General features: G+C 71.1%; 18 protein-coding genes. 10 read left to right on the top strand and 8 right to left on the bottom strand.

Annotated features, from left to right (window positions below; all coding sequences use genetic code 11):
- Nucleotides 1-69 precede the first annotated feature (69 nt).
- A complete protein-coding gene (locus tag BM237_RS03745; protein WP_093847765.1) occupies nucleotides 70-1,152 on the top strand; it encodes a cation diffusion facilitator family transporter in 1,083 nt (360 codons plus the stop codon).
- Nucleotides 1,153-1,243: 91 nt separating this feature from the next.
- Here BM237_RS03745 and BM237_RS03740 read toward each other — a convergent pair whose 3' ends face one another.
- Together BM237_RS03740 and BM237_RS28930 are read right to left on the bottom strand one after the other, a co-directional pair.
- Complete coding sequence (locus BM237_RS03740) at nucleotides 1,244-1,597, bottom strand: ASCH domain-containing protein (protein WP_093847763.1); 354 nt, start codon at nucleotides 1,595-1,597, stop codon at nucleotides 1,244-1,246.
- 155 nt (nucleotides 1,598-1,752) lie between these two features.
- Entirely contained in the window at nucleotides 1,753-3,096 is a 1,344-nt protein-coding gene (locus BM237_RS28930) for a helix-turn-helix domain-containing protein (protein ID WP_139238055.1), read from the bottom strand.
- Nucleotides 3,097-3,309: 213 nt separating this feature from the next.
- Here BM237_RS28930 and BM237_RS03730 point away from each other — a divergent pair, with 213 nt between their 5' ends.
- The 3 genes from BM237_RS03730 (at nucleotide 3,310) to BM237_RS03720 (ending at nucleotide 5,949) form a co-directional block, all read left to right on the top strand.
- Nucleotides 3,310-3,756: an ATP-binding protein gene (locus tag BM237_RS03730; protein ID WP_245793384.1), complete on the top strand. Its 447-nt coding sequence runs from the start codon at nucleotides 3,310-3,312 to the stop codon at nucleotides 3,754-3,756.
- A 510-nt stretch (nucleotides 3,757-4,266) separates the two neighbouring features.
- Nucleotides 4,267-5,361, top strand: coding sequence for a radical SAM protein (locus BM237_RS03725; protein WP_093847759.1), 1,095 nt, complete (start codon nucleotides 4,267-4,269; stop codon nucleotides 5,359-5,361).
- Nucleotides 5,362-5,391: 30 nt separating this feature from the next.
- Entirely contained in the window at nucleotides 5,392-5,949 is a 558-nt protein-coding gene (locus tag BM237_RS03720; RefSeq protein WP_093847757.1) for a class IV adenylate cyclase, read from the top strand.
- 147 nt (nucleotides 5,950-6,096) lie between these two features.
- Here BM237_RS03720 and sodN read toward each other — a convergent pair whose 3' ends face one another.
- Entirely contained in the window at nucleotides 6,097-6,492 is a 396-nt protein-coding gene (gene sodN / locus BM237_RS03715) for a superoxide dismutase, Ni (protein WP_093661405.1), read from the bottom strand.
- A 167-nt stretch (nucleotides 6,493-6,659) separates the two neighbouring features.
- Between sodN and sodX the strand changes: the two genes are divergently transcribed.
- Complete coding sequence (gene sodX, locus BM237_RS03710; protein ID WP_093847755.1) at nucleotides 6,660-7,076, top strand: nickel-type superoxide dismutase maturation protease; 417 nt, start codon at nucleotides 6,660-6,662, stop codon at nucleotides 7,074-7,076.
- On the opposite strand, the gene BM237_RS03705 is transcribed toward sodX, so the two are convergent.
- Nucleotides 6,995-7,609 carry a CGNR zinc finger domain-containing protein gene (locus BM237_RS03705; protein ID WP_093847753.1) on the bottom strand — a complete coding sequence of 205 codons (615 nt, stop codon included), beginning with the start codon at nucleotides 7,607-7,609 and terminating at the stop codon, nucleotides 6,995-6,997. The two genes, sodX and BM237_RS03705, sit on opposite strands and share 82 nt — an antisense overlap.
- A gap of 99 nt (nucleotides 7,610-7,708) precedes the next feature.
- On the opposite strand from BM237_RS03705, the gene BM237_RS03700 reads away from it, so the two are divergent.
- Complete coding sequence (locus BM237_RS03700) at nucleotides 7,709-8,527, top strand: class I SAM-dependent methyltransferase (RefSeq protein ID WP_245793383.1); 819 nt, start codon at nucleotides 7,709-7,711, stop codon at nucleotides 8,525-8,527.
- Between the two features lie 115 nt (nucleotides 8,528-8,642).
- On the opposite strand, the gene BM237_RS03695 is transcribed toward BM237_RS03700, so the two are convergent.
- Complete coding sequence (locus BM237_RS03695) at nucleotides 8,643-9,848, bottom strand: NAD(P)-dependent malic enzyme (protein WP_093847751.1); 1,206 nt, start codon at nucleotides 9,846-9,848, stop codon at nucleotides 8,643-8,645.
- Between the two features lie 558 nt (nucleotides 9,849-10,406).
- Between BM237_RS03695 and BM237_RS03690 the strand changes: the two genes are divergently transcribed.
- The 4 genes from BM237_RS03690 (at nucleotide 10,407) to BM237_RS03675 (ending at nucleotide 14,341) form a co-directional block, all read left to right on the top strand.
- Complete coding sequence (locus BM237_RS03690; RefSeq protein ID WP_093847749.1) at nucleotides 10,407-11,381, top strand: ABC transporter substrate-binding protein; 975 nt, start codon at nucleotides 10,407-10,409, stop codon at nucleotides 11,379-11,381.
- A gap of 43 nt (nucleotides 11,382-11,424) precedes the next feature.
- A complete protein-coding gene (locus BM237_RS03685) occupies nucleotides 11,425-12,429 on the top strand; it encodes an amino acid ABC transporter permease (protein ID WP_093847747.1) in 1,005 nt (334 codons plus the stop codon).
- Nucleotides 12,426-13,199: an amino acid ABC transporter ATP-binding protein gene (locus BM237_RS03680; RefSeq protein WP_093847745.1), complete on the top strand. Its 774-nt coding sequence runs from the start codon at nucleotides 12,426-12,428 to the stop codon at nucleotides 13,197-13,199. The genes BM237_RS03685 and BM237_RS03680 overlap by 4 nt, the downstream gene beginning before the upstream one ends.
- A 179-nt stretch (nucleotides 13,200-13,378) precedes the next feature.
- The gene (locus BM237_RS03675) at nucleotides 13,379-14,341 is read left to right on the top strand and encodes a zinc-binding dehydrogenase (RefSeq protein WP_093847743.1); all 963 of its coding nucleotides are present in this window, start codon (nucleotides 13,379-13,381) and stop codon (nucleotides 14,339-14,341) included.
- Nucleotides 14,342-14,381: 40 nt separating this feature from the next.
- Here the strand turns inward: BM237_RS03675 and BM237_RS03670 are convergent, their stop codons facing one another.
- The 3 genes from BM237_RS03670 to BM237_RS29135 form a co-directional block, all read right to left on the bottom strand.
- Nucleotides 14,382-15,539, bottom strand: coding sequence for a PadR family transcriptional regulator (locus BM237_RS03670; protein WP_093847741.1), 1,158 nt, complete (start codon nucleotides 15,537-15,539; stop codon nucleotides 14,382-14,384).
- A gap of 1 nt (nucleotide 15,540) precedes the next feature.
- Nucleotides 15,541-16,479: a DUF4097 family beta strand repeat-containing protein gene (locus BM237_RS03665; RefSeq protein WP_175540872.1), complete on the bottom strand. Its 939-nt coding sequence runs from the start codon at nucleotides 16,477-16,479 to the stop codon at nucleotides 15,541-15,543.
- A gap of 90 nt (nucleotides 16,480-16,569) precedes the next feature.
- Nucleotides 16,570-16,746, bottom strand: a complete 177-nt coding sequence (locus tag BM237_RS29135; protein ID WP_093847737.1) for a DUF6104 family protein — start codon at nucleotides 16,744-16,746, stop codon at nucleotides 16,570-16,572.
- Nucleotides 16,747-16,764 lie beyond the last annotated feature (18 nt).

Below are 16,764 nucleotides of genomic sequence, written 5' to 3'. Positions count from 1 at the left end.
TGTCGCACCTGGTCACAGCCTGTATATCGGCAGTAGCCGCAATGGGTTCCCTGTGCCACGGTAGGCCGCATGGAGGGGACCGGGCACGCACACGACCACGGATCCGCCCACAGGCACGGGCAGGGCGGGCGCCGTCATGACCACGGACCGGGCGGCCGGTGGCCCCGGATGCGCCACCGGGCGGCGCACCTGTTCACCCCGCACTCGCACGAGTCGGCCGACAGGATCGACCGTGCGCTGGAGTCCTCGGCCCGCGGGCTGCGCGCGCTGTGGGTCTCCCTGGCCGTGCTGGGCGCCACCGCCCTGGCCCAGCTGGTCGTGGTGGCGATGTCCGGGTCGGTGGCTCTGCTCGGCGACACCGTGCACAACTTCGCCGATGCGCTGACCGCGGTGCCGTTGGGGATCGCCTTCCTGCTCGGGCGCCGGGCGGCGACCCGCCGCTTCACCTACGGCTACGGCCGGGCCGAGGACCTGGCCGGCGTCGTCATCGTGGCCACCATCGCCGCCTCCGCCGCACTGGCCGCGTGGACCGCGATCGACCGGTTGGCCGACCCCCGGGACATGGAGCACATCCCGGCCGTGGCCGCCGCCGCGGTCACCGGCTTCGTCGGCAACGAGTGGGTGGCCCGCTACCGGATCCGCGTCGGCCGGGAGATCGGCTCGGCCGCCCTGGTCGCCGACGGCCTGCACGCCCGCACCGACGGCTTCACCTCGCTGGCGGTGCTGCTCGGCGCCGGTGGCGCCGCACTGGACTGGCGGCCGGCCGACCCGATCGTGGGCCTGGCGATCACCGTGGCGATCCTGCTGGTGCTGCGCCACGCCTGCCGGGAGGTGTTCCACCGGGTCATGGACGCCGTCGACCCCGGCCTGGTCGACACCGCGGAGAAGGCCCTGCTGGGCGTCGAAGGCGTACGCGGGGTGGGCGAGTTGAGGATGCGCTGGATCGGCCACCGGCTGCGCGCCGAGATCGCCGTCGTCGTCGACGGAGATCTCAGCGTGCGCCGGGCGCACCGGATCGCGGTGGAGGCCGAGCACGCGCTGCTGCACGCGGTCCCGAAACCGACTGCGGCACTGGTGCACGCCGACCCGGCACCCGCCCCGGGCCATGCGGACCCGCACCTGGCGCTGGCCCACCACCACCCGGCCGCCTGAGCCCGCGCCGGCCGGTGGTCGTCGTTACGGCGGTGGCGGGAGGGGCCGCACTCGGCCGCGCCGAGTTTCGGGTGCACACATGCCCGGGTCCTTACAGGACGCGCTCAATCTGAATGGCGAGGGCGCCGAGAGCTTCTTTCTCGGGCGGGTAGATGGTGCGGATGTTGACGAGCTGTTCCCCGCGGGTGGCGGTGGGGTTGATGTTGGCGGGGCCTTCAGCGTCGAGGAGGGCTTCGAAGTCGTCGTACGCGGTCACCCGCTTCACCCGTACGTCGCAGACCTCGTCGGTGCCCTTGATCCGGAAGCGGATGGTGTCGCCGGCGGCCATGTCGGCCAGGTGCGGGTAGCGCACCCGGACCTCGATGTTCTTGCGGCCCGCGGCGACGAGGTCGAAGTAGCGGCGGTAGAGGTTGAGGTGGTGGACGCGGGTGGTGGTCTCGATCATGTGCGGGTGTGGCTCCTTGGTGCGGGTGAGGCCATCAGACGGTCGATCTCGGCGGCCGAGCAGCCTGCTGGCGTACTCGTCTAACGAACCGTTCTGCAGCCGGGTATCGAGCGTCCAGAAGCTTTACCCACGGGTAGCCCGTCTGCGCGCCTGTATCAGGAGGCCAGGGCTGCGATCCGTTCGGACGCTTCTTTGACCTTCGCTTCGTTGCGGTAGGGGGCGAATGCCTTGCGGACTTCCTGGAGGCGTTCCACGCCGCGCTGGGAGTGGATGCCTTCCTCGATGAGGTGGGCTGCCTTGTGGGTGGCGTCCAGTGCGCCGTCGAGGTCGCCGTTGCGCTGGTGGGCGAGGGCGAGGGTGCCGTAGCGGACCGCGCGGTCGCGGGGGGCCGCCTGGTTCACCGAGCGTTCCAGGGCCTCGGTGGCCTTTGCCGCCTGGCCCGTCGCCAGGAGGAAGCGGCCCTCGGTGGAGCGGAGCTGGGCTTCGCCGAACCACTCAAGGTAGGGGGGTGTGTCGGAGCGGTCGTCGCGGTCGAGGGCGTCGAAGGCTCGGTTGAGGGCCGCTGCCGCTTTCCGCTTGTCGCCGGTCTTGGTGTAGACGGTGGTCTGGTGGGCGGCGAGGGAGGCTCGCATCGTGGCCGGGACGCGGTCGCGTACGGCGTCGGCGGATTCCATCAGGCCGACGGCGGCACGTTGCTCGCGCTGGTTGGCGGCCTGGGTGGCCATGAAGCACAGGGTGTGGGCGCCGAGGGTGTCGTCGCCCGCCGTCTTGGCGGCCCGGAGGGCGGCGGTGTAGTGCTGCTGGGCGGCGGTGTGCAGGCTGGCGTCGTAGCTCATCCAGCCCAGCAGGCAGCACACTTCCGCGGCCAGGGTGTAGAGCCGCTGGGCGGTCTCCTCGCTGTACCGGCCGTTTTTGAGCATGCGGCTGATCAGGCTCAGGTCGGTGCGTGCGGAGTCCAGGTAGTCGCCGCCTCCGGTCTCCTGTTCCATGGCGCGCAGTGACTCGACCCGGTCGCTCATCCGGTCCACCGTGGCGGACGTGACCTTGTCTCCGGTCGCGGCCGCGGCGATGGCAGGGTCGGCTGCTGCCCACTGCGTACCAATGCCGACGAGTGCCGCACCGCCGATACCGAGAAAGCCTCTCCGGTCCATGGGTCCACTCCCCGCAAGTGAGGTCAGGGCTTCCAGCGTAGCTGTCTGGGTCCACGGTGCGGCAAAAGTCAGGGAGTCCCAGGCGGGGAGCCAGCGGGGCCAGGGGGTTGCTTTCCGGACCGACTCGGGGATCTGCAGCAGGTGGGCGATGACTTCCTGAGTGGGGTCGTCCGGCACGTGGTCGCCCCGTTCCCACTTGAAGACGGTCGAGCGTGTGGTCCCCAGGTTGTGGCCCAGGAGCTGTCCGTGGAGGCGGACCGTCTCGGCGAATCTCGCCTTACCCATTCCGAGCGCGGCTCGCGCGTAGGACAGTGGGTGCTGGAGCACTTCTTCCGGCTGACCGGTCATCAGGACCCCCGTCGCGGCCTGTTTACGTCATCGCCTGTGTGCATGCTCAACGTAGCGCGGCCGATACGCCCTGCGCATGAAGTCGGCGCGGCATTGAAACCCCCGTGAAACCTTCCAGAGCCGGCGGGCGCCGGTGGATGGTCGTAGCCCGGCCCGGTTCTTCGGGCGTCGAGGCGAGAGGGAAGCGGAGTGTGGTCTGCCGTGCCGAAACGAGTGGCCGAGTCCAGGCGCTACGGCTTCCTGGTGACGCCCACTGACGAAGCCGTGTCGGCGGCGCGGCGTCGGGTTGTGGACACGGTCCGCAGGTGGGGACTGGACGTCCCCGAGGGCCGGATGGATGACCTGCGGTTGCTGACCAGCGAGGTGATCACCAACGCCGTGGTGCACACCGGCTCCACCTGTGCTGTCTGTGTCCGCTGGACCGGCGTCCGAGTGCGAGTTGAGGTGACCGACGCCGCTCCGAACCCCCTGCGGGTGGAAAACGAAGTGCTGGACGCGGAGTCGGGACGGGGGCTGCTGCTCGTCTCCGCACTGTCCGCAGCATGGGGAACCAGACCGGACCGCGCCGGAAAGGTGGTCTGGTTCGAGATCGCCCCTGATGATGCCGGGCTCCGAACAGGGCCGTTGACCGACCAGGCCCGACCGACTGCGGCGGCCTGACGCTTCAACAGTCCGCTCCTTCGGGCGACCGCGTAGCCAAGCACAACTCCTCGCCTTACCCCCACCAGCACCGGCGCAGGCGGACTCGCGTGCGCCAAGCAGGGATATCTCACCAGAAAGGCCCATCTGTGAAGGCTCTGTCATCTGTTGGTCGACGAGTCAGCGCCCACGTCCGGCCGCCCGGGGACCTCGAGACCTGCCTGGGATGGCTGTGGGCACTGGGTTCCGGTGCCACGGCTCTGATGCTGGTCCAGGTCGCCGAGCACGACCTGGACCAGCACACGGCCGAGCTGCCCCGCGCCGCGCACACCACCCCCGACGCATTCGCCTCGCAGAACTGACTCGCCTCGGCATGCCGATACCGATCCCGCACACGGTCCCCTTTCGGCCGTGAGAACCGGACCTTGACGCCCCGCCCTTGCCAGTGCGTATGCCCGTACCCCCTACGGCGGCCCGAGCCTGGCAGGGGCGGGGTTCCACAACCACTCCCATGATGCGAAGGAGCATCACATGTTCCAGCACCGCGCCTTACGAGGTCTCAGCAGTGCTGTTCCCGTCCGGGTGTCGATGGACCGCACCCTGCGCGTAAAGGTCATCGACTCGTGCGGCATGACGTGCACGTTCTGCCACAACGAGGGCACCCCGGTCAGCGTGGACAACCGCGCACACCGCCCCGGCAGCTTCGCCACCACCGGCCGCTCCGGGCGCGTCTCGATCTATCTCGCCACGAACGGTGCCCGCTTCGTCAGCGCCCCGGTCTTCCCCGACGACTCCTTCCGCACCGCCCTCACCCAGCTCCGCGACGCCCTGGACCTGAACGAGATCCACCTCACCGGAGGAGAGCCGACCCTCCACCCTCGGCTGCCGCAGCTCGTCGCCCTGGCGAGAGATACGGGCTACGCGGTCAGCGTCACCTCGAACGGGGAGAACGGCGCGAAAGTCCTGCCCGGGTGTGCGCAGGCGGGACTCGACCACGTCAACTTCTCGATCTTCGGCACCACCCCGGAGGAACTCGCGCAGGTACAGAACGCACGCCTCCGGACACGGCCTCTTACGGCACGCAAGATCGATGCACTGGAGGAGTCGATCCGCCTGACGACGGAACTGGGAGTGGGAGCGCGGGCGAACATCGTCATCCCCGACCGCGGCCACGTCCACCGGGTTCACCGGCTGCTGGAGAAGTACTCCCCGCAGTTGTCCGTCCGGATCCTGACCTCCCTGGCCGACGGGGACGCCTCCTTGGACGCCATCGATCTCCTTCTGGACGAGCTCGGCGCCCAGCCGCAGGAGGTGAAGCTGATCGCCGGTACGTCCAGCTTCCGCATCTCCTACCGGCTCCCCGGCTGCCGTCCGCTCGTGGTCAAGCACATCCGTTCGCTGCGACTGCCCCAGACGTGCGCCGGCTGCCGGTTCAACAACAGCGTCGACTGTCAGGAGGGCTACTACGGGGTGCGGCTCTACCGCGACCCGAAGGGCACCTTTCACGTTGGTGTGTGCATTCAGCGCATGGACCTGTGCCTGCCCGTGGAAGAGTTCGTGGGCAGCGACGTGTGCGCCGAGGTCAGAAAGCTGCGCGAGCAGGACCTCCACGACCTGACCGCATAGGCCCCACCCACCGAGGAAGAACAGGAAGCGATGGCACAGCACGAGTATGAGGCGAAGTTCCTGGCGATCGACGTGGACGCCGTACGCGACCACCTCCGGTCGGCCGGAGCCGAGCGGGTCCTCGACAAGACCCTGTTCACCCGCCTGATCTTCGAGAACGACGCCGTCCAGGGCGAGCAGTGGCTGCGACTGCGGGACGAGGGCGGCAGGACCACGCTCACCCTGAAGCAGGTCACCGACGCCACCCACATCAACGGCACCACCGAGATCGAGGTCGAGGTCAGCGACCTGGAGAAGACCGCCGAACTCCTCACCGCCCTCGGCTTGCGCCAGGTGCGCTACCAGCAGAACTACCGCGAGGAGTGGCGGCTCGGCATCGTCACCTACGACCTCGATACCTGGCCGGACCTGCCCACCTTCCTGGAGGTCGAGAGCACCTCCGAGGACGCCGTCCGCAAGGCGGTCGCCGAACTCGGCCTGGACTACGGCCAGGCCCGCTTCGGCAGCATCGACCTGATCTACAAGAGCGAACTGGGCCGCGACATCCTCGCCGAACCCACCCTGCTGTTCACGCGGCAGGTTTCCTGAGCGACCGAGGCCTGCCGTGCGGCCCGTGACCGGCCGGAGGGGGCCGCGCCCGGCCCGCGGGGTTCCGGGTGGGGAACCCGCGGGCCGGGCGCGGAAGGAAGGACCGGTGGGTCCTGGATGGGCCGGGGCCGGGCCCCGGAACCCGGGTCAGGCCTTCTTGGTCTCCCAGAAGATCTTGTCGATCTCGGCGATGAGGTCCAGCAGCTTCTGGCCCGTGGCCGGGTCGGTGGAGCCCTTGGCGGCCGAGGCGGCCTTGAGGGCGTCGTTCACCAGCTGGTGGAGCTGCGGGTACTTCTCGAAGTGCGGGGCCTTGAAGTAGTCGCTCCACAGCACCGAGATGTGGTGCTTGGCGAGCTCGGCCCGGTTCTCCTTGATGTACGTCGCACGAGCCCGGTAGTGCGGGTCGTCGTTCGCCTGGTACTTCTCCTGGATGGCCTTGACCGACTCGGCCTCGATGCGGGCCTGGGCCGGGTCGTAGACGCCGCAGGGAAGGTCGCAGTGGGCGCTGACCTTCACCTTCGGGGCGAACAGGCGGGAGAGCATAGAGCTGTCCTTCCTCGTGATCGTCTTCTCACGTGCGAGATTACTCCGTGAGGAGCGCCTTTTCGCGTGTGCCCCCACTCGCCTGCGACAAAAGTCCGAGGGATGTGGGGACCAGGAGGGTACACGGGCAGGGCGCAGGGGCGAGCACGGGAGCGGAGGTGCGGCGGATGCCGGAGCGGGCGGACGAGCAGGAGGGCCGCGGGCTGCTGCGGATCGGGCTGGCCGAAGTCTACAACCCGTCGATGGAGCCGACGCTGCGCCCCGGCGATCTGCTGGTGGTGCGCTACGGGGGAGCGGTGCGGCCCGGGCACGTGGTCGTGGTGCGGCATCCCTTCCAGCACGACCTGCTGATCGTCAAGCGGGCCGTGGAGCGGCGGGACGGCGGCTGGTGGGTGCGGGGCGACAACCCGTCGGTGCGCAACGACAGCCGCGAGTTCGGGGTGGTGCCCGACGAGCTCGTGGTGGCGCGGGCGTGGGTGCGGCTGCGGCCCCCGCGGCAGGTTCAGCGCACCCCGGGCGCGTTGCTGGGCTGGGTGTTCTCGGCGCTGCGGCCGCTGCTTTCCAGGCGTTTGCGGGCCCGGTAGGCGGCGACGTTGGCGCGGGTGGCGCAGCGGTCGGAGCAGTAGCGCCGGGAGCGGTTGGTCGAGGTGTCCAGGTAGGCGTTGCGGCAGGGGTCGGCCTGGCAGACGCCCAGCCGGTCCACGCCCAGGTCGGTGAGGTGGAAGGCCAGACCCATGCAGGCGACGGCCGTGTATCCGGCGGTGGCGTTGGCGGGGTGGTCGGCCAGGTGCATGTGCCAGCGGGGGCGGCCGGCGTCGTCCAGGTAGTCGTGGCCGGAGATCTGCGGGCTGGCCGGGAACTCCAGCAGCAGGGCGTTGAGCAGGTCCACGGCCCTGGTCTCGTCGCCTTCCGAGGCGGCGGTGAAGACCGCGCGCAGCCGGGTACGCACCCCCCGCAGCCGGGTCACGTCGGCCTCCGTGGCGCGCCGCGCGGCGCTCTGGCCCGGGCCGAAGAGGGCGCGTACGGCCTCCACGGAGGTGAGCGTGTCCTCGCCGCGCCGCGGCTGCTCGGTGTTGACCAGCCGCACGGCGAAGTCCGAGTAATAGTTCAGTTCCACTTGTGGTCCTTACAGTCTCGCTCTATGGTCGGGGAGAGGGGCGGGTAAGGGGCGCGCCTCAATACAGGCTATTACGTATCCAGGGTGCGGGAGATTGTCGTGACACAGGCGGACACGGAGGCCGGGACGGGGACGGGCGGGCCGGCGGGTACGGCCGAGGGTGAGCGGTGGAGGCACTGGCAGGAGAGCTGGGACCGGCAGCAGGAGTGGTACATGCCCGACCGGGAGGAGCGCTTCGCGGCGATGCTCGACGCCGTCGAGGCGCTGGTGGGGACCGAGCCGAAGGTGCTGGACCTGGCCTGCGGCACGGGGAGCATCACCGGCCGGCTGCTGCGCCGGTTCCCCGGGGCCGCCGGCACCGGGGTCGATCTGGACCCGGCCCTGCTGACCATCGCGCGCGGCCACTTCGCCGCCGAGCCCCGCGCCGCGTTCGTCACCGCGGACCTGCGCGACCCGCGGTGGACGGACGCCCTGCCGCACCGGTCGTACGACGCCGTGCTCACCTCCACCGCGCTGCACTGGCTGCGCACCGACGAGCTGCGGGCGCTGTACGGGCGGCTCGCGGGCGTCCTGCGGGACGGCGGGATCCTGATCAACGCCGACCACATGCCCGACCCCGCCACGCCCCGGATCAACGAGGCCGTCAACGCCTTCCACCGGGCGCGGCGCGAGCGGGAGAAGGCCGCGGGCACCCAGGACTGGGCGGACTGGTGGGCGGCGGCGGCCGCCGACCCGGTGCTGGCGGAGCCGGCCGCCGAGCGCTTCCGGATCTTCGGCGACCCGGTGGCGGGGGACCACGCCGACGGTGAGACGCAGTCCGCGGCCTGGCATGTGGAGGCGCTGCGCGCGGCGGGCTTCGCCGAGGCGCGGACGGTGTGGGCGTCGCCGGCCGACGCGATGGTGCTCGGCCTGAAGTGACCGGGGCCGGCGGCCCGGAGACGGCTCGCGGGTGGAAAGGCCGCGGGGGCGGTACGGGACCAGGCCCGTACCGCCCCCGCGCGACCGTGTCACACGGTGGGCGCTCGACCGGCGCTCAGCGCCGCGCCACGCCCTCCGCACGGGCGGCGGCGGCGACGGCGGAGGTCACCGCCGGGGCGACCCGCTCGTCGAACGGGGAGGGGATCACGCAGTCGGCGCTCAGCTCGTCGGAGACCACCGCGGCCAGCGCCTCGGCGGCGGCCAGCTTCATGCCCTCGGTGATCTTCGAGGCCCGCACCTGGAGGGCGCCGGCGAAGATGCCGGGGAAGGCCAGGACGTTGTTGATCTGGTTCGGGTAGTCGCTGCGGCCGGTGGCGACGACCGAGGCGTAACCGCGGGCGACGTCCGGGTGGATCTCCGGAGTGGGGTTGGCCATGGCGAAGACGAAGGCGTCCTTCGCCATCCTCGCGACGGCCTCCTCGGGGACCGTGCCGCCGGACACGCCGATGAAGACGTCCGCGCCGTCCATCGCGGACTCCAGCGATCCGCTCAGCTTGGCCTTGTTGGTGAAGCCCGCCAGCTCCCGCTTGACGTCGGTGAGGTCGGTGCGGCCGGCCGAGACGATGCCCTTGCGGTCGCAGACCGCCACGTCGCCGATGCCGGCCTCCACCAGGATCTTCGCGATGGCCACCCCGGCCGCGCCGGCCCCGGAGATGACCGCGCGCAGTTCGCCGAGTGCGACGCCGCGCAGCCGGGCGGCGTTGCGCAGCGCGGCGAGCGTGACGATCGCCGTGCCGTGCTGGTCGTCGTGGAAGACCGGGATGTCCAGGCGCTCCTGGAGCCTGCGCTCGATCTCGAAGCAGCGCGGAGCGGAGATGTCCTCCAGGTTGACGCCTCCGAAGGAGGGCGCGAGCCGGACGACGGTCTCCACGATCTCGTCCACGTCGGTGCAGTCCAGCGCGATCGGGACCGCGTCCACGCCGCCGAACTGCTTGAAGAGGATCGCCTTGCCCTCCATCACCGGCAGCGACGCCTGCGGGCCGATGTCGCCCAGGCCCAGCACCGCGGTTCCGTCCGTGACGACCGCGACGACCTGCGACTTCCAGGTGTAGTCGTGGACCAGTTCCGGCTGCTCGGCGATGGCGCTGCACACCTTGGCCACACCCGGCGTGTAGGCCAGGGAAAGGTCGTCCGCGTCCCGCACCGGCACGGTCGCCCGGACCGCCATCTTGCCGCCGCGGTGCAGGGCGAACGCCGGATCGATGGCCGACTCGACGCCGCCGTCCAGCTTGCCCTGGGAATTGACGATCTCCGCTGCCACTTTTTGACCCCTTTGCTGAAATTCCTGATCGAGGGTGGCCGCTGCCTGGTCGAGGCGCGGGCGGGCACCACGTCCGCGGCCTCTCCGGCGGATGGGGCCGCCGTCGAGGTGGTAACGGACGCCGGGCGCGTCGCACTCACGCCCTGGTCCCCGGGTGAGGGGTGTAACTGCTCTTTCTACCGGATGAGCGCCACCGTGCACGAATGTCTTCCGTCTCACCGGCTGCCCGCGAAGTGCGCCGGACATGGGGCATCCTGGGCAAAGAGCCTGTAGAGAGGGTGGAAGGCCGATCGACGCCGCGGGAGGGGAGTGATGAAGCTCTCTCCCCCTGTGTGCGCGCCGCCGCTCATTTGAGCGAGGCGGCCGGGCGGGTGGTGGCATACGTCTCGTCAGGCGCCGATCTTTCCCGGTCGCCCGTTATCCGATTTTGACATGCCAGGCATCCTGACCTCGGGTGTCCGGATGGCAAGATGCCCACATCACGCAGTGTCGCCGCGCGCCCCGGGCGTGCCCGGACGACCCCGGACACTCCACATCACCCCGCAGGAGGACCCCCTCATGACCGCACGCACCAACCGCCCCCTGCCCTCGGTGGAAGGCTCCCGCGGGCCGTCCGCGCGCCGGCGCCTGGCCGCCGCCGCGGCCGTCGCGATCACCGGCTCCCTGCTGCTGACCGCGTGCGGGGACCAGACCGACGAGGGCGGCAAGGGCGGCGGCGAGGCCAAGAGCTCCGAGGCGCCGCTGTTCGACAAGCTCCCCAAGGACATCCAGTCCGCCGGCGTCATCAAGGTCGGCTCGGACATCGCGTACGCGCCGGTCGAGTTCTACGACGAGAACGACGAGATCGCCGGTATCGACCCCGACCTGGGCGAGGCCCTGAGCAAGCAGCTCGGCGTCGAGTTCGAGTTCGGCAACGGCACCTTCGACGGGCTGATCACCGGTCTGAACTCCGGTCGCCACGACATCATCATGTCGGCGATGACCGACACCAAGCAGCGCCAGGAGGGCCTGGACGACAAGGGCGAGAAGGTCGGCGAGGGCGTCGACTTCGTCGACTACTTCCGGGCCGGCTCCACGATCCTGGTCAAGAAGGGCAACCCGGAGGGCATCAAGTCCCTGGACGACCTCTGCGGCGAGACCGTCGCGCTCCAGCGCGGTACGGCGAACGAGGAGCTCGCCGAGGCGCAGAGCGAGAAGTGCGACAAGCCGATCAAGATCCTCGCCTTCGACAAGGACACCGAGGCGCTCCTCCAGGTCAAGCAGGGCCGCGCGGTCGCCGACATCAACGACTACCCGGTCGCCGCGTACAACGCCAAGACCTCCGGCGGCGGTGAGGACTTCGAGGTCGTCGGCGACCAGATCGACGCCGCCCCCTACGGCATCGCCGTCAGCAAGGAGAACACCGAGCTGCGCGACGCCATCAAGGCGGCCCTGGACGCCATCATCGAGAACGGCGAGTACCAGAAGGTGCTGGAGAAGTGGGAGGTCACCGACGCCGGGGTCGAGGAGGCCACCGTCAACGGCGGCAAGTGAGCCGCAGCGAACCTCCGTAGTTCCACAGCAAAGGTAACTCTCCGTGTCCGAACCTGAAGACAAGGCACCATCCGCGCCGGTGCCGGCCTCCAACACCGAGGGCGGTGGAGCCGGGGCGGGCGGTGCGGTGCCGGTGGCCAAGAGCTCCCCGGTGCCGCCCGAGGCCGTCAAGGCCATCCCGGTGCGCCACTACGGCCGCTGGATAAGCGCCGCGATCGTGCTCGTCCTGTTCGGCCTGGTGGTGGCGGCCTTCGTGGGCGCCGACATCACCTGGCCGACGGTGGGGCGCTACCTCAACCACGAGACGATCCTCACCGGTGCGGTCAACACCCTGTGGATCACCCTGCTCGCCATGCTCATGGGCGTGGTGCTCGGCACCCTCCTCGCGGTGATGCGGCTGTCGAAGAACCCGGTGATGTCGTCCGTCGCCTGGGGCTACATCTGGGTCTTCCGCGGCACCCCCGTCCTGGTGCAGCTGCTGATCTGGTACAACCTGGCGCTGATCTTCCCGATCCTGGACCTGGGCTTCTACCGCGACGAGATGAACGACGTGATGACGCCGTTCCTCGCCGCGCTGCTGGGCCTGGGCCTGAACGAGGCCGCCTACATGGCCGAGATCAGCCGCGCGGGCATCCAGTCGGTGGACGAGGGCCAGACCGAGGCGGCCCACGCGCTCGGGATGACCGGCTCGCGCACCATGCGCCGCATCGTGCTGCCGCAGGCCATGCGGGTCATCATCCCGCCGACCGGCAACGAGTTCATCAACATGCTCAAGACCTCGTCGCTGGCCTACGCCATCCAGTACAGCGAGCTGCTGTTCTCCGCCACCAGGATCTCCTCGCGGAACCTGGAGGTGATGGAGCTGCTGCTGGTGGCGACCATCTGGTACCTGATCCTCACCACGATCCTCAGCGTCGGCCAGTTCTACCTGGAGCGCTACTTCCAGCGCGGCTCGTCCCGCAGCCTGCCGCCCACGCCGTGGCAGCGGATCAGCAAGAGCCTCACCTCGTTCCGCACGCCGAGCCGGGTGGGAGGGAAGACGGTATGACCACCCCAGCTGTCCCGATGGTGAAGGCGGAAGGCGTCCACAAGTCCTTCGGCCACGCCCACATCCTCAAGGGCATCGACCTGGAGGTCGCCGCGGGCGAGGTGTTCTGCCTGGTCGGCCCGTCCGGCTCCGGCAAGTCCACCTTCCTGCGCTGCATCAACCACCTGGAGAAGATCAGCGCCGGGCGGCTGTCGGTCGACGGCCATCTGGTCGGCTACCGGCAGAAGGGCGACAAGCTCTACGAGCTCAAGGAGCGCGAGGTCGCCGCCCAGCGCCGCGACATCGGCATGGTCTTCCAGCGCTTCAACCTCTTCCCGCACATGACCGCGGTGGAGAACGTCATGGAGGCGCCCGTCCAGGTCAAGGGCGAGTCGAAGACGGCGGCCCGGGAACGGGCCCTGAAGCTGCTGGAGCGGGTCGGACTCGGCAACCGGACCGACAACTACCCCTCCCAGCTCTCCGGCGGCCAGCAGCAGCGGGTGGCCATCGCCCGCGCGCTGGCGATGGAGCCCAAGCTGATGCTCTTCGACGAGCCCACCTCGGCGCTCGACCCGGAGCTGGTCGGCGAGGTGCTGGACGTCATGCGCGGACTGGCCGAGGACGGCATGACGATGGTCGTCGTCACCCATGAGATGGGCTTCGCCCGGGAGGTCGGCGACTCGCTGGTCTTCATGGACGACGGCGTGGTCGTGGAGTCGGGCCATCCGCGCGATGTGCTGACCGATCCGCAGCACGAGCGGACGAAGGCGTTCCTGTCGAAGGTCCTCTGAGAGGCGGACGCCGTCGCGAGGGCGGTGCGGACCCCGGGCCGGGGCCCGCACCGCCCTTCCGTCCTTCCGGCGCCGTCCGTGCCACCCGGCCGTTCACCCGGCCGTCGGTGCGGGCCGGCGGCGAGTGTCACACGGCTGTCCTGTTCCGCGGCGGCCCGGCTCGGCCTAGGGTTTGGATCATGTTTGCTGCCTATGCCGCGCGCATCGACCGAGACAATCCGCTGACCGGACTGGAGCTGGGCGAGCGTCCGGAGCCGGACGTTCCGCTCGGCTGGACGACCGTCGACGTCAAGGCGGCGTCCCTCAACCACCACGATCTGTGGTCCCTGCGCGGTGTCGGCCTGGACGAGGAGTCGCTGCCGATGATCCTCGGCTGCGACGCGGCCGGGGTGGACGCCGACGGCAACGAGGTCGTGCTCTACTCCGTCATCGGCGCGACCGGGCACGGGGTCGGGCCGCGCGAGCGGCCCTCGATCCTGACCGAGAAGTACCAGGGCACCTTCGCCGAGCGGGTCGCCGTACCGCAGTGGAACGTCCTGCCCAAGCCGAAGGAGCTCTCCTTCGAGGAGGCGGCCTGCCTGCCGACGGCCTGGCTGACCGCGTACCGGATGCTCTTCACCAACGCCGAGGTGCGCCCCGGGGACTCCGTCCTGGTGCAGGGCGCGGGCGGCGGCGTCGCCACGGCCGCCATCGTGCTGGGCGCCGCGGCGGGCCTGCGGGTCTTCGCCACCAGCCGGGACGAGGCCAAGCGCGGGCGGGCCGAGGAACTGGGCGCCGAGGCGGCGTTCGAGAGCGGCGCACGGCTGCCGCACCGGATGGACGCGGTGATCGAGACGGTCGGGGCCGCCACCTGGTCCCACTCGGTGAAGTCCCTCAAGCCCGGCGGCAGGCTGGTCATCTCGGGCGCCACCAGCGGCCCGAACCCGCCGGCCACCGAGCTGAACCGGATCTTCTTCCTGGAGCTGAAGGTCGTCGGCTCCACGATGGGCTCCAAGGAGGAACTGGCCGGGCTGCTGAACTTCTGCGCGGCCAAGGGCGTCCGCCCGGTGATCGACTCCACGCTGCCGCTGGGCCGGGCACGCGAGGGCTTCGAGAAGATGGCGGCGGGCGACCTCTTCGGCAAGATCGTCCTGACGGTCTGACGGCCCGCCACCGTCCCCGGGGAGGCGGGCCACCGTGCTTTCAGGCCCCGGGGCAGCCGGTGCCGTTCGGGCCGTTCGTGCCGTCCGTGCCGGGCGAGCGCAGCAGGGAGACGATGCGGGCCGCCGCCGTCGACAGATGGCGGCGGGCCTCGCGCAGCCGCTCCTCGTCCACGCCGTGGTCGCGGGCCGCGTCCCGCACGTCGTCGCGGAACCGGTCCAGCAGCCGCTCCAGATCGCGCCGGGGGTCGCCGGACGGCGTGGCGGGCTCCTCGGCCCACTCCGGGGCCGACGTCCGCTCCGCGCCCGCCCGTTCGTCCGGCTCCGCTCGCTCCGGCCGGGGCTCGCTCCGGCCGGAGCGAGCGGAGCCGCCCAGGTCTCCGAGGTCTCCCAGGTTGCCCAGACCGTTCAGGCCTCCCAGACCGCCCAGGTGCCTGCCCAGCTCCGACATGCCCGCGCGCACCGCTCCCTGCCAGTCACCCTGCTGGACGTGTGACTGGACCTGCTCCTGGACCCGGCGGGCGATCCGCTCGGCCTCCTGGCGGGCGGCGTCCCGCGCCTGCCGGGCCTTGCGCGCCTGGAGCCTGGCCTGCTGGGCCTCCTGGCGGGCGCGGCGGGCCTGCTCCTTCCACTGCTCACCGGCCCGGCGCATCTCCTCGCGCGCGGCCCGCAGCGCGTCCTCGTCGCCCCAGGAGCCCTCCCGGACGCTCTCCCAGGCCTTCTCCCAGCCGGGCGCGGACGTACCGTCGCCCTCGGTACCTTCGCCTCCCCCGGAACCCGGAGCCTGCCCGGAACCCGGAGCCTGCCCGGCGCCGCGGGTCCGCTCGGCCGCCTCGCGCATCTCGCGGCGCAGGTCGCCGGCCGCGCCGCTGACGTCCTCGCGGATGTCGGCGGCCAGGGCCGCCAGCGACTGGTGGATCTCCAGTTCCAGCTCGGTCAGCTCGCCCTGCCTGCCGGCGAGCTCGGCGCGGCCGGCGTCGGTGAGCGAGTAGACCTTGCGGCCGCCCTCGGTGGTGTGGCTGACCAGCCCCTCGGCCTCCAGCTTGGCCAGCCGCGGGTAGACGGTGCCGGCCGAGGGCGCGTACAGCCCCTGGAAGCGTTCCTCCAGCAACCGGATCACCTCGTAGCCGTGGCGCGGCGCCTCGTCGAGCAGCTTCAGCAGGTACAGGCGCAGTCGGCCGTGGGCGAAGACGGGGGGCATGTCACACGTCCTTACGGGGGGAGGGCTCGGCCGGCGCGGATGTGCCGCCGGCCGCGAAGGGGGCACCGGCCTCCTCGCCGGTGTCCGGCTCCGGGCGGCGCAGCAGGGCGATCGAGCCGGAGACGGTGGCGGCCCGCAGCAGCCCGTCGCCCGTGCCGAGGGTGCCGGTGACCCGCCTGGCGCCCCACTGCCCGGAGATCCGCAGCTCCTCGAAGGCGCAGGAGACCGCGCCCGCGGCGGTGCCCGCCTCCACGGCGGCGTCGGCCGGCTCCGGCAGCCGCAGCGCTATCCCGCCCGACACGGAGTTCAGCCGGACGTCGGTGCGCCGCCGCTCCCGTGCCGGGGCCAGATCGACCGCCATGTCGCCGCTGACGGAGTCGGCCCGCACCGGCGAGCCGCCGCCGTCGATGACCGTCAGATCGCCGGAGACGGAGTTGAAGCGCAGGCCCCCCGTCACGCCCTGCGCCTGCACACCGCCGGAGACCGTGTGGGCCCGTGCGTCGCCGCGCAGGCCCACCAGCGTGACGCCGCCGGTGATTCCCCGCACCTCGGTGCCCCCCTCGATGCCGGTGACCATCGCGTCGGCCCCGACCACGCCGACCTCGACCCGGACGCCGGCGGGCACGGCGAGCGAGACGTCGGCGCTGTGCCGCCGGGCCTCGCGGTCCAGGAGGGTGAGGAGCCCCTTCCAGGGCAGGTCGTCGTAGGCGACCGTGAGCGTGCCGTTCTCCAGCCGGACGGTCAGCGGGGGGCCGGTGACGGCCCCGACCTCCAGCCTGGCGGGCGGGGCGTCGGTGCCGACGACGTTCACCGCGCCGCCCACGACGCGCACCCGCAGGGTGTGGACCTCCTCCTCGAAGACGAGCTCGCACGGCGCGTCCACGGACCACTCGGACCGGCCTGGCACGGCGGCCTCCCCTGCATCGGCGTACGACGACATATCGCGTCCCTGAAGAGACACGATATATCGCGGTGGCGCGAAGTCAAGGAGAGGACACGGCCGCACCGCGGGCGCGGGGGCCGCCCGCCGTCACTCGTCCTCGTCGTCCAGGCGCGCCAGCCAGGTCGCCAGCCGCTCGACGGGGACCTCGAAGTCCGGGTTGAGGTCGACGAAGGTCCGCAGCTGCTCGGAGAGCCACTCGAAGGTGACCTCCTCCTCGCCGCGCCGCTGCGCCAGCTCCTCGATACCGCGGTCGGTGAAGTACATGGCCGTCTCCTGTCGGGG

This window comes from Streptomyces mangrovi (assembly GCF_900114215.1).
In the GTDB taxonomy this organism is placed as follows: domain Bacteria; phylum Actinomycetota; class Actinomycetes; order Streptomycetales; family Streptomycetaceae; genus Streptomyces; species Streptomyces barkulensis.
This window is presented reverse-complemented; position numbering and strand designations above follow the sequence as displayed.

Coding starts and splice junctions, on each gene's coding strand:
- BM237_RS29135 (WP_093847737.1), bottom strand. CDS start 16,746: ATGTACTTCACCGACCGCGGTATCGAGGAGCTGGCGCAGCGGCGCGGC.
- BM237_RS03740 (WP_093847763.1), bottom strand. CDS start 1,597: ATGATCGAGACCACCACCCGCGTCCACCACCTCAACCTCTACCGCCGC.
- BM237_RS03675 (WP_093847743.1), top strand. CDS start 13,379: ATGTTTGCTGCCTATGCCGCGCGCATCGACCGAGACAATCCGCTGACC.
- sodN (WP_093661405.1), bottom strand. CDS start 6,492: ATGCTCTCCCGCCTGTTCGCCCCGAAGGTGAAGGTCAGCGCCCACTGC.
- BM237_RS03665 (WP_175540872.1), bottom strand. CDS start 16,479: ATGTCGTCGTACGCCGATGCAGGGGAGGCCGCCGTGCCAGGCCGGTCC.
- BM237_RS03680 (WP_093847745.1), top strand. CDS start 12,426: ATGACCACCCCAGCTGTCCCGATGGTGAAGGCGGAAGGCGTCCACAAG.
- BM237_RS03670 (WP_093847741.1), bottom strand. CDS start 15,539: ATGCCCCCCGTCTTCGCCCACGGCCGACTGCGCCTGTACCTGCTGAAG.
- BM237_RS03690 (WP_093847749.1), top strand. CDS start 10,407: ATGACCGCACGCACCAACCGCCCCCTGCCCTCGGTGGAAGGCTCCCGC.
- BM237_RS03725 (WP_093847759.1), top strand. CDS start 4,267: ATGTTCCAGCACCGCGCCTTACGAGGTCTCAGCAGTGCTGTTCCCGTC.
- BM237_RS03745 (WP_093847765.1), top strand. CDS start 70: ATGGAGGGGACCGGGCACGCACACGACCACGGATCCGCCCACAGGCAC.
- sodX (WP_093847755.1), top strand. CDS start 6,660: ATGCCGGAGCGGGCGGACGAGCAGGAGGGCCGCGGGCTGCTGCGGATC.
- BM237_RS03720 (WP_093847757.1), top strand. CDS start 5,392: ATGGCACAGCACGAGTATGAGGCGAAGTTCCTGGCGATCGACGTGGAC.
- BM237_RS28930 (WP_139238055.1), bottom strand. CDS start 3,096: ATGACCGGTCAGCCGGAAGAAGTGCTCCAGCACCCACTGTCCTACGCG.